5 protein-coding genes are annotated in these 4,037 nt (G+C 71.1%); 3 read left to right on the top strand and 2 right to left on the bottom strand.

What is annotated here, in order from left to right; all coding sequences use genetic code 11:
* The coding region (locus tag FV222_RS19235; RefSeq protein WP_147815414.1) for a GAF domain-containing protein at window positions 1-528 on the bottom strand (528 nt) is incomplete at its 3' end.
* 85 nt (window positions 529-613) lie between these two features.
* The gene (locus FV222_RS19230) at window positions 614-1,849 is read right to left on the bottom strand and encodes an aspartate kinase (RefSeq protein ID WP_147751082.1); all 1,236 of its coding nucleotides are present in this window, start codon (window positions 1,847-1,849) and stop codon (window positions 614-616) included.
* Between the two features lie 265 nt (window positions 1,850-2,114).
* On the opposite strand from FV222_RS19230, the gene ubiG reads away from it, so the two are divergent.
* From ubiG to FV222_RS19215, 3 genes are all read left to right on the top strand, one after another.
* On the top strand, window positions 2,115-2,891 hold the full coding sequence (gene ubiG, locus FV222_RS19225; protein WP_147751081.1) for a bifunctional 2-polyprenyl-6-hydroxyphenol methylase/3-demethylubiquinol 3-O-methyltransferase UbiG: 777 nt from the start codon (window positions 2,115-2,117) through the stop codon (window positions 2,889-2,891).
* A gap of 51 nt (window positions 2,892-2,942) precedes the next feature.
* Window positions 2,943-3,503 (top strand): YbhB/YbcL family Raf kinase inhibitor-like protein, encoded by a 561-nt coding sequence (locus FV222_RS19220; protein WP_147761487.1) that lies wholly within the window; start codon window positions 2,943-2,945, stop codon window positions 3,501-3,503.
* Between the two features lie 59 nt (window positions 3,504-3,562).
* A partial coding sequence (locus FV222_RS19215) for an alcohol dehydrogenase catalytic domain-containing protein (protein WP_147815413.1) occupies window positions 3,563-4,037 on the top strand: 475 nt, incomplete at its 3' end.

Below are 4,037 nucleotides of genomic sequence, written 5' to 3'. Positions count from 1 at the left end.
CGCGGCGGTGCCGGCGTCGGGCGCCAGCCCCTGCAGCTCGCCGGACGCGATCATCTCCGAGAGCACCATGGCGGTGGTCTGGAGCGCCTCGATCTCCTCGTCGGAATAGACGCGGTAGGTCTTGTTCTGGACGGTGAGCACGCCGAGCGTGTTGCCGGCCCTCAGCAACGGCACGCCGAGGAAGGCGTGATACGCCTCCTCCCCCGTCTCGGGGCGGTAGGAGAAGGCCGGGTGGGTCTGCGCGTCGGAGAGCGAAAGCGGCTCGGCCGTCTGCGCGATCAGGCCGACGAGGCCCTCGTCGGCACGCATCCGCGTGAGGTGGACCGCCTCGCGGTTGAGGCCTTCCGTCGCGAACAGCTCGAGCGTGTTGTCGTCGCGCAGGACGTAGACCGAGCAGACCTCGGCGATGACGTTGGCGGCGATGACCACGACGATGCGGTCCAGGCGCGCCTGGGGGCTGACCGGCTCCGCCATGGCTTCGCGAAGGCGGCGCAGCAGCAGGCGCGGGCCTCCGGGCGCAGCGGGCATCGTCTGGTCAATCCCCTGTCAGCGCGGCGCCGAACGTCGGCGCCGGGCAACCTCAGGTCGAACCCGTCGGACGGGCCTGCAAGACTCAAGCTTGATCCAGGCCGTATAGCGAGTGGAGCGTGCGGACGGCAAGCTCGGTATAGGCCGCGTCGATCAGCACGGAGAACTTGATCTCGGAGGTGGTGATGGCGCGGATGTTGATGCCCTTGTCGGCGAGCGCCCGGAACGCCTTGGCCGCGACGCCGGCATGGCTGCGCATTCCGACGCCGATCGCCGACACCTTCACCACGTCGGTGGCGCCTTCGATCTGGGCGAAGCCGATCGTGTCGTGCGCCCGATCGAGCACTGTGCGGGCGCGGTCGTAGTCGGCCGCCGGCACGGTGAAGGTCATGTCGGTGGTGGACTGGTCGCCCGACACGGTCTGGATGATCATGTCGACGTTGATGTTGGCGTCGGCGAGCGGCCCGAAGATCGCGGCGGCGACGCCGGGGCTGTCCTTGACACGGCGAAGCGTGATCTGCGCCTCGTCCCGCGCGAAGGCGATCCCGGTGATGATCTGCTGTTCCACGTCGGTTTCCTCGTCGCAGATGAGGGTGCCGGGGCGCGCGGCGTCCGGCGGATCGAAGGAGGAGCGGACCGTGGTCGGCACCCGGTGCACCATGGCGAGCTCGACGGAGCGGACCTGCAGCACCTTGGCGCCGAGGGAGGCCATCTCCAGCATCTCCTCGAAGGTGACGCGCTCCATGCGCCTCGCCTTCGGCACGACGCGCGGGTCGGTGGTGTAGACCCCGTCCACGTCGGTGTAGATGTCGCAGCGCTCCGCGCCGATCGCGGCGGCGATCGCGACCGCGCTGGTGTCCGACCCGCCACGGCCCAAAGTCGTGATCCGGCCGGTCTCGGAATGGATGCCCTGAAAGCCGGCGATCACCGCCACCTCGCCGCGCTTGAAGCCGGCGTCGAGCCGGGCGCCGTCGATCTCCTCGATGCGGGCCGAGCCGTGCGCGTCCGAGGTCTGGATCGGGATCTGCCAGCCTTGCCAGGAGCGGGCCGCGATGCCGGCCTTGCGCAGCGCGATCGCCAGCAGGCCGGAGGTGACCTGCTCGCCCGATGCGACGACGGCGTCGTACTCGGCGGCGTCGTAGTCGCCGTCGGCGTCCTTGACCCAGCCGACGAGCTCGTTGGTTTTGCCCGACATCGCCGATACCACGACCGCGACCTCGTAGCCGGCCGCGACCTCGCGGGCGACGTGGGCGGCCACGTTGCGGATGCGCTCGACGTTGGCGACCGAGGTGCCGCCGAATTTCATCACCAGACGGGGCATGGAGCGTCCGCGTTTCTCAAACTTCGTCGATCGGCCGATCCGGGCGCATCGGGACCGGGCGTGTAGGACGGCCCGCGGGGATTTCCGAGCGACCGCGCCGATCGCTGTACCGCACCGGCGTCCGGCGGGTACAAGCGGGGTCGGGACCTGTCAACACGCCGCCGATTCCGCTGCCGCGTTCCGCTGCGAAGTTCGGCCGCCCGTGCGAACCGGTCGGGCCGGCGCGTGTTTCCAACTGCCTGGTACGGACCCTCAAGGAGAGCGGATGAGCATCGACGAGACCGCCGCGGGCGGCGCCGCGCACGCGCGCACCGGGTCGGTGAACCCGGCCGAAATCGCCCGGTTCGACGCGCTGGCGGCGACGTGGTGGGACCCGCGCGGGCCGATGCGGGTGCTGCACCGCTTCAATCCCGTCCGCCTCGCCTACATTCGCGACACGGTCTGCCGCCATTACGGGCGCTCGGCTGAGACGCCCTTCGCGCTGGACGGCCTCTCGGTGGTCGACGTCGGCTGCGGCGGCGGCGTGCTGTCCGAGCCGCTGGCGCGCCTCGGCGCCGACGTCACCGGCCTCGACCCGGCCGTGCAGAACATCGCCGCCGCCCGCCGCCATGCGGAGGCCGAGGGCGTGCCCGTGGATTACCGGGCCGAGACCATCGAGTCGGTGGCCGCCGCGGGCCGGACCTTCGACGTGGTGCTGATCATGGAGGTGATCGAGCACGTCTCCGACATGCCGGCCTTCGTCCGCACCGCGGCCTCGGCGGTGAAGCCGGGCGGCCTGCTCTTCGCCGCGACGCTGAACCGGACGATGCGCTCCTTCGCGCTCGCGATCGTCGGTGCCGAATACGTCCTCGGCTGGCTGCCGAAGGGCACGCACGACTGGCAGAAGTTCGTGACGCCGTCCGAGCTGACGGCTGCGCTCCGGGGCGGCGACCTGTCCGTGACCGACACGACGGGCGTCGTCTACAACCCGCTTACGGACGGATGGCGGGTGGGCCGCGACACGGCGGTGAACTACATGCTGGCGGCCGAGAAGCCGGCTTAGGGCGCCCCTGCCCAACCCTGCCACCACCGGGCGGTCCCCGAAGGAGACGCGATGCTCGAGAAGATACCCGCCGCCGTGGGCCATGCCCTGTCCGACCTCAAGGCCGGGCTCGAGAAGGCCGTCTTTCACGCCGAATTCCCCGACGCTCCGGCGACGATCGCGTTGACGAGCCCAGACTTCGCCGACGGCGCGGCTCTGCCGGCCCGTTTCACCGCGGACGGTGACGGAACCTCGCCGCCGCTTGCCTGGAGCAACCTTCCGGCCGGCACGGCCGCCGTCGTGATCCTGGCGGAGGATGCCGACAGCCCGACGCCGCATCCGCTGGTGCATCTGATCGCGTGGAACCTAGCGCCGGCCATGTCGGATCTCGCCGAGGGCGCGTTGACCGCGGATGCGCCCGTGGATCTGGGCAAGAACAGCTTCCTCAAGGACGGCTGGCTGCCGCCGGACCCGCCGAGCGGTCACGGCGCGCACCGCTACCTGTTCCAGGTCTACGCCCTCGACCGTCGCCTCGACCTGTCGCCCTCCCCGGGCCGCGGCGCGCTGCTCGACGCGATGCGAGGCCACGTCCTGGCAAAGGGCTCGCTCACCGGGACCTACCAGCGGCGCTGAGGCGCATAGCCGGCCTCGATCGATCGAGGGCGGATGACCAAACCAACGGAACGCGCGCGATGAAGGCTCTCCTCTGCACCCGGCTCGGCGGACCGGACGACCTGTCGATCGAGACGTTGCCCGATCCCGTGCCCGGCCCCGGCGAGGCGCTGGTGCGGGTCTCGGTCGCCGCGCTCAACTTCTTCGACACGCTGATCATCGCCGGGCGCTACCAGGTGAAGCCGGAGCTGCCGTTCTCGCCCGGCGGCGAAGCCTGCGGCGTGGTCGAGGCGCTCGGCCCCGGCGCGGAGGGCGTGCGGGTCGGCGACCGGGTGATCGTGCACGCCAAGTACGGCGCCTGCCGCGAACGGGTGACCGTCCCAGTGCGCCTGCTGACCCCCGTGCCCGACGGCGTGAGTGACGAGCAGGCGGCGGGCCTGACGATCACCTACGGCACCTCGCTGCATGCCCTGCGCAACCGCGCGAAGGTCCGGCCGGGCGAATGGCTCGCGGTGCTCGGCGCCTCGGGCGGCGTCGGCCTCGCGGCGGTGGAAC

This window comes from Methylobacterium sp. WL103, assembly GCF_008039885.1.
Lineage (GTDB): Bacteria > Pseudomonadota > Alphaproteobacteria > Rhizobiales > Beijerinckiaceae > Methylobacterium > Methylobacterium cerastii.
The sequence above is the reverse complement of the archived record's forward strand: the minus strand, read 5'-3'. Positions and strand labels throughout refer to the sequence as shown.

What these genes read in the sequence shown, in the direction of transcription:
- FV222_RS19230 (WP_147751082.1), bottom strand. Translation starts at nt 1,849, where the DNA reads ATGCCCCGTCTGGTGATGAAATTCGGCGGCACCTCGGTCGCCAACGTC.
- ubiG (WP_147751081.1), top strand. Translation starts at nt 2,115, where the DNA reads ATGAGCATCGACGAGACCGCCGCGGGCGGCGCCGCGCACGCGCGCACC.
- FV222_RS19220 (WP_147761487.1), top strand. Translation starts at nt 2,943, where the DNA reads ATGCTCGAGAAGATACCCGCCGCCGTGGGCCATGCCCTGTCCGACCTC.